This window comes from Variovorax sp. GW458-11-26-14-LB1, from assembly GCF_059423965.1.
This window is the reverse complement of record NZ_JBWKYW010000097.1, coordinates 1-6,360: the sequence shown is the minus strand read 5'-3', so window position 1 is coordinate 6,360 and position 6,360 is coordinate 1. Positions and strand designations below refer to the sequence as shown.

At 67.1% G+C, this 6,360-nt stretch carries 4 protein-coding genes and 1 pseudogene; 1 reads left to right on the top strand and 4 read right to left on the bottom strand.

From position 1 onward, the window contains the following. The 4 genes and pseudogenes from AC07YS_RS31760 to AC07YS_RS31745 form a co-directional block, all read right to left on the bottom strand. Positions 1–127: pseudogene (locus AC07YS_RS31760) on the bottom strand (MBL fold metallo-hydrolase); the annotation flags it as partial. Positions 128–238: 111 nt separating this feature from the next. Next, positions 239–2,092, bottom strand: a complete 1,854-nt coding sequence (locus tag AC07YS_RS31755) for a phosphoenolpyruvate carboxykinase (GTP) (RefSeq protein WP_139703565.1) — start codon at positions 2,090–2,092, stop codon at positions 239–241. 151 nt (positions 2,093–2,243) lie between these two features. Beyond that, positions 2,244–2,396, bottom strand: coding sequence for a hypothetical protein (locus tag AC07YS_RS31750; RefSeq protein WP_169805104.1), 153 nt, complete (start codon positions 2,394–2,396; stop codon positions 2,244–2,246). Between the two features lie 121 nt (positions 2,397–2,517). Further along, positions 2,518–3,717: a threonine ammonia-lyase gene (locus AC07YS_RS31745; RefSeq protein WP_169805105.1), complete on the bottom strand. Its 1,200-nt coding sequence runs from the start codon at positions 3,715–3,717 to the stop codon at positions 2,518–2,520. 116 nt (positions 3,718–3,833) lie between these two features. Here AC07YS_RS31745 and AC07YS_RS31740 point away from each other — a divergent pair, with 116 nt between their 5' ends. Continuing rightward, the gene (locus AC07YS_RS31740; protein ID WP_495270339.1) at positions 3,834–6,158 is read left to right on the top strand and encodes an ATP-binding protein; all 2,325 of its coding nucleotides are present in this window, start codon (positions 3,834–3,836) and stop codon (positions 6,156–6,158) included. Positions 6,159–6,360: the final 202 nt, after the last annotated feature.

Genomic DNA, 6,360 nt, shown 5'->3' with positions numbered 1-6,360 from the left:
TGGCATGACGCGCGTGCTTCACTGGGTCGCGCTGCAAGCCAGACAGTCGCTTGCGCGCCGTATGCAAGGCGCGCTCGACATCCGCGAAGACGCCTCCGTGCCCTGGAATCACTTGCCGCGGCGCTAATTGACCAACGCCTAAAACAAAAAAGCCCGACGAGATGAACTCATCGGGCTTTCTATTGGGCTTTCAAGGCCCGCACTTCGCAGGCTGCGAGAGCCTGCGAGAAGAAATGACTCAGGCCGCCAGCCGCTGCTCAATCGCAGCCTTCGTCTCCGGCAATTCCTTCGGCAGATGGTGTGCCAGCTGCTGGAACAGCTCCGTGTGCAGCTTCAGCTCAGCCTGCCAAGCCGCCTTGTCGATGCTCGTGACGGTAGCGAACTGCTCGGCGCTGAAATCCAGCCCAGTCCAGTTCAGGTCTTCGTAACGCGGGCTCACGCCGGTGATGTGCTCGACACCTTCCGTCGCCTTGCCTTCCACGCGGTCGATCATCCACTTCAGTACGCGCATGTTTTCGCCGTAGCCTGGCCAGACGAACTTGCCGTCCGCGCCCTTGCGGAACCAGTTGGTCGTGTAGATCTTCGGCAGCTGGGCGCCCGAGGCTTGCAGCTTCTTGCCCAGATCGAGCCAGTGCTGGAAGTAGTCGCTCATGTTGTAGCCCATGAACGGCAGCATGGCGAACGGGTCGCGGCGCACCACGCCCTGCTGGCCGGCGGCCGCAGCGGTGGTTTCCGAGCCCATCGTGGCGGCCATGTAGACGCCCTCGACCCAGTTGCGGGCTTCGGTCACCAGCGGCACGGTCGTCGAACGGCGGCCGCCGAAGATGAAGGCGTCGATCTTCACGCCCTTCGGGTCGTCCCAGGCTTCGTCGAGCGCGGGGTTGTTGGTGGCGGCGACGGTGAAACGCGCGTTCGGGTGGGCGGCCTTGGCGCCGGTTTCCTTGGCGATCTGCGGCGTCCACTCCTTGCCTTGCCAGTCGATGCAATGCGCGGGCGCGTCGCCCATGCCTTCCCACCAGACGTCACCGTCGTCGGTCAGTGCCACGTTCGTGAAGATCACGTCGCGGTGCAGGCTGGCCATGCAGTTCGGGTTGGTCAGGTCGTTGGTGCCCGGGGCCACGCCGAAGTAGCCGGCTTCCGGGTTGATGGCGCGCAGCGTGCCGTCGGCCTGAGGCTTGATCCAGGCGATGTCGTCGCCGATGGTCGTGACCTTCCAGCCGTCGAAGCCCGCCGGCGGGATCAGCATGGCGAAGTTGGTCTTGCCGCAGGCGCTCGGGAAGGCGGCGGCCACGTGGTGCTTCTTGCCCTCGGGGCTGGTCACGCCGAGGATCAGCATGTGCTCGGCCAGCCAGCCTTCGTCGCGGCCCATGTTCGAGGCAATGCGCAGCGCGAAGCACTTCTTGCCCAGCAGCGCGTTGCCGCCGTAGCCCGAGCCGTAGCTCCAGATCTCGCGCGTCTCGGGGTAGTGAACGATGTACTTGGTGGTGTTGCAGGGCCAGGTCACGTCCTTCTGGCCGGCCTCGAGCGGTGCGCCCACGGTGTGGACGCACGGCACGAACTCGCCATCGGTGCCCAGCACTTCGTACACGGCCTTGCCCATGCGGGTCATGATGCGCATGTTGACGGCCACGTAGGGGCTGTCGGACAGCTCGATGCCGATGTGCGCAATGGGCGAGCCCAGCGGGCCCATGCTGAAGGGCACCACGTACATGGTGCGGCCTTTCATGCAGCCGTCGAACAGGGGTTGCAGCGTCGCGCGCATCTCGGCCGGGGCCATCCAGTTGTTGGTGGGGCCGGCGTTTTCCTTCTGTGCGGAGCAGATGAAGGTGCGGTCTTCGACGCGTGCCACGTCGCTCGGATCGGACATCGCGAGGAACGAGCCCGGGCGCTTGGCGGGGTTCAGTTTCTTGAAGGTACCGGCGTCGACCAGTTGCTGGCAGAGGCGGTCGTATTCTTCCTTGCTGCCGTCGCACCAGTGGATGGCGTCGGGTTTGCACAGCGCGGCCATCTCGGCCACCCAGGCGATCAGCTTGGCGTTCTTGACGTATGAGGGCGCCTGAATGGGAAGGCCCTTCATCGTGGGTGCGTTCATCGGAAATCTCCTAAGTTGAAAAATCGTCTTTCCGAACGGGGCGCCGCGCCGGGGCAGGCACGGAGGTCCGTTTGAGAAAACGTTTCGCTTCGGGAGATTGCGTCAACGCGGGCCGCACAGCCCGCGGACAAAAGCGCGAAAGCCTGTCAGCTCAGGCGAGAAAAACGGCGATCGACGCCAGCAGCAGCATCAGCACGCCGCCAGCCAGCGGGAGCACGAGCGGCATCAGGTGAACGACCGATTCGACGGCGTCATGTTCGGCGGCGGCAGCGTGGCCGTGCTCGGCGGGGGTGGGATGGGACATCGGGAAATACCTCGAATACGCAAATGACAACGCATCAAATGCAGTCAACCGCAAATGACAAAACTCCCGCCATTTTACCGGCGAGGCGCCGTCAGCGGGTCTAGGGGGTTGCGAGGAGCCCTCAGTGCTGCTCCACGGCTTCGAAACCGGCGTCTTTCAGGGCGCTCAAGACGCTCGCCAGGTGGGCCCGGCCGCGCGTTTGAAGCACCAGCTCGACGTCGACATTCTGCGCCGCCAGCATGGTGAAGGCGCGCTGGTGGTGCACCTCGTCGACGTTAGCGCCCGCTTCGGCCACAGTGGCCGTGATCTGGGCCAGCGAACCCGGCACATCGCGCGCGCTGACGCGCACCCGGGCGAGCCGACCGGCGCGCACCATGCCGCGTTCGATGATGGCCGCGAGCAGCAGCGGATCGATGTTGCCGCCCGACAGCACCAGGCCCACGCGCTTGCCGCGAAAGCGTTCCGGGTGCCGGATCAGCGCCGCCAGGCCTGCCGCGCCGGCGCCTTCGACCAGGGTCTTTTCGATCTCCAGCAGCATCAGCACGCCCTGCTCGATGTCGCCTTCGTCCACCAGCAGCAGGTCGTCGACCTTGGCGGCGATGATCTCCCGCGTAAGCACGCCGGGCGTGCCGACCGCGATGCCTTCGGCGATCGTGCTCGTGCCCTGCGCGTGGTGCGTGCCCTTGACGGCATTCACCATCGCCGGAAAGCGCTGCGTCTGCACGCCGACGATCTCGATGCCGGGCTTGATCTCGCGCGCCGCGACGGCCATGCCGGCGATGAGCCCGCCGCCGCCGACCGCCACCACCAGCGTGTCGAGGTCGGGCACCGCGTCGAGCATCTCGAGCGCGATCGTGCCCTGGCCGGCAATGATGGCTTCGTCGTCGTAGGGGTGCACGAAGGTCAGGCCTTCACGCTCGGCCAGTGCCAGCGCATGGGCGCGCGCCGCGTCGAGCGTGTCGCCGTGCAGCACCACCTCGGCGCCGAAGCCGCGAGTGCGCTCGATCTTCACGCCGGGCGTGAAGCGCGGCATCACGATGAGTGCGCGCAGGCCCAGCCGCTGCGCGTGATAAGCCACACCCTGCGCATGGTTGCCGGCCGACATGGCGATCACGCCGCGCGTGCCGCCTTCGGACAAATCGACCAGCTTGTTGCACGCCCCGCGTTCCTTGAAGGACGACGTGAACTGCAGGTTCTCGAACTTGAGGAACACCTGCGCGCCCACGATTTCAGAGAGCGTGCGCGACTCCACGCAGGGCGTGTTGAGCACCTGGCCCTGCAGGCGCGCCGCAGCGCGACGGATAGCTTCGATTCCGACCATGGCGCGCATTGTGGCTGGAATCCAGCGGATCAGGGTTTTTACTCTTTCGGCATCTTCCCGAAGCCAAAAGTCTGCGTTATGGTCGCTCCAAGTATTTCCTCGCAGGAGGTTGCCTGATGGTCAAGCGTGCGGGTGTCGATGTGGTGGCTGCTGCGGTGCGCGGGCAGGCCTTGCCTTCGCCCGGCCTCAAGGAAGCACCGGTGCTCGAGCTCATGTGCTCGCACTTCGTGCTCACGCTCGCCGCCAAGCAGGGGCCGCGCTTCAATGTGCGGCGCGATATCAACGGATTGCTCTCGCTCACCGGGCGCCACCTCGTGTGGCCCGCCGCGGTGCTGCAGCGATTGCGCGAGTTCCTGGGCCGCCGCTGTGCGGGCAATGAAGCGTGGAAGGGCGTCGAAGACTTCGACGGCCGCACGCTGCTCGAACGCCACGGCGTGTGGCGCGGCCCGTATGAAGAAGGCACGCTGTTCTTCTACCTCGACGAGTACGCGAAGGACCAGCCCAAAGACCTGCTCTCGGTGCTGGCCGTCACGCGCGACTGGCTCACGCACGCGCTGCGCAAGCAGTCGACGCTGGTCGAGAAGAACATCGACGCGCTCGCCGGCCTCTTGCAGCTCAACAAGGCCGAGCGCGCGCTGCTCCTGTACGGCACGCTCGCGCGCTACCAGCGCGACCTGCGTTCGCTGCTGGTCGAGTTCAAGGTCAACAACGCGCCCGAGGCCTATGCCGCCATCGCCGACATCGCGGGCGTCAACGCGAGCGAGGTGGGCGAGGCATTGCGCGCGGGCTCGCGGCTGGAGCGCATCGGCCTCGTCGAGAACCTCATCTCCGAGCACAACATCACCGACCTCGCTGACCTCATGAAGGTCAGCGAGAAGCTGCCGCCCGTGCTGATGCGCGAGTACCGCGACCACAACGAGCTGATGGCCGTGTTCACGCGGCCCTCGGCCAAGAGCGCGCTCACGCCGCACGACTTCTCCTTCGTGCAGGAAGACGCGCAGATGCTCGTCACGCTGCTGCGCGCTGCGGTTGCGCGCAAGGAGCCCGGCGTCAACGTGCTGCTCTACGGCCCGCCCGGCACCGGCAAGACCGAGCTGGCCAAGGTGGTCGCGCAGGCCGCGGGCCTGGAGCTCTTCGAGGTCGAGTACGCCGACCGCGACGGCAACTCGCTCAGCGGCCGCGACCGCTACCGCTCGCTGCAGATCGCGCAGGTGTTCCTCAAGGGCAGCGCGCAGGCCGCGCTGCTGTTCGACGAGGTCGAAGATGTGTTCCCGCCCATCAGCACCGAGGCCGCGCAGTTCATGGCGCGCGCCGAGCAGATCCCCGCGCCCGCCAGCGGCAGCGTGAGCGGCAAGGCCTGGGTCAACCAGATCCTCGAGGCCAACCCCGTGCCCACGCTGTGGGTCACCAACCGCATCGAGCAGATCGACCCGGCCTTCCGCCGCCGCTTCGCCTACCACCTCGAACTCAAGTCGCCGCCGCCCGGCGCGCGCGAGCAGCTCGTCAAGAAGACGCTCGAAGGCGTGGTCGTGTCCGAGGCCTTCACCGCCAAGCTGGCCGAGCGCAAGGGCCTCACGCCCGCGCAGATCCGCACCGCCGTGCGCTTCGCCGGCCTGGCCAAGACCGACGAGGCCTCGGTCGAGGCGCTCATCGAGCGCCAGCTGCGCAACGCCGACCTCGCGCTGGGCACGCTCGACAAGAGCCCGGCCGAGCGCCGCAGCGTCACCACCTACGACCTGGACATGCTCCACGTCGAAACCCGCTTCGAGATCCCGCGCATCGTCGAGGCGCTGAAGGCGCGCGGCCACGGCACGCTGTGCTTCTACGGCGCGCCCGGCACCGGCAAGACCGCGCTAGCCGAGCACATCGCCAAGGCCGTGGGCCGCCCGCTCATCGTCAAGCAGGCCAGCGACCTCATGAGCAAGTACGTCGGCGAGACCGAGCAGAACATGGCCGCCATGTTCAAGGAGGCCGAGTCCGAGAAGGCCGTGCTGCTGCTCGACGAGGCCGATTCGTTCCTGCAGGACCGGCGCGGCGCGCAGCGCACCTACGAGGTCACCGAGGTCAACGAGATGCTGCAGGGCATGGAGCGCTTTCGCGGCGTGTTCATCTGCACCACCAACCTGCTCGACCGGCTCGACCAGGCGGCGTTGCGGCGCTTCACCTTCAAGATCAAGTTCATGCCGCTCACCGCGGCCCAGCGTGAGCGCATGTTCGTCACCGAGGCGCTCGCGGGCGACGCGGGCCTGCTCACCGGCGAGGTGCGCGCGCGCTTGGCGCTGCTGTCGCAGCTGTGCCCGGGCGATTTCGCGGCCGTGAAGCGGCAGACCGACATCCTCGCGGCCGAGTTCTCGGCGGCGGAGTTTCTCGAACAGCTCGAAGCCGAGCATCGCATCAAGCCCGAGGTGCGCGAATCGCGCGGCATGGGCTTCATCCAGTAGCGGGCGAGCGTCCCGCCCCCGCGCCCCGAACAAAAACCAGTCTGCACTGTCCGCCACCGCGGACGCCAGGAGGACCCCGATGGCCTTTCGCAATGCTCACGCGTCGCGGCGCTCGCGGGCCATGGCCGCCACCACCGGCGCGATGGCGCTCGCCCTGGCCGGCCTGCTGGCGGGGTGCGGTGGAGGCGGCGGGGGAGGAGGT